Here is a 287-nt window from a genome sequence, read left to right as displayed (position 1 = left end):
GGCCGCGCCCTGCTCGCCGCCCGCGCGCGGGTCGCCTGTGCCCGCGACTTCATCGCCACCCACCGGGGCGCCGTCGGCGCCCGCGCCCGCACGCGGCTCGCGGAGGCGGAGCGGCACTTGGCGCTGGCGCGGCGATGCGCGGACGACCTTCCCAAGGAGGCCGCCCGCGCCGAATCGCTCGCCCTCCAGGCACGGACGGCCGCCGAACGCGACGTGGGCGTCTACGGCGTCGCCCACGAAGCGCCGGACGCGGCGCGGCCGGCTCGGGCGCTGGGCGGAGCGCTGCT

At 80.8% G+C, this 287-nt stretch carries 1 pseudogene; it reads left to right on the top strand.

Annotation, left to right across the window (positions count from 1 at the left end):
- Positions 1–287: pseudogene (locus JNW98_RS03890) on the top strand (hypothetical protein); the annotation flags it as partial.

Source organism: Streptomyces huiliensis, from assembly GCF_020037025.1.
Lineage (GTDB): Bacteria > Actinomycetota > Actinomycetes > Streptomycetales > Streptomycetaceae > Streptomyces > Streptomyces huiliensis.
This window is presented reverse-complemented; position numbering and strand designations above follow the sequence as displayed.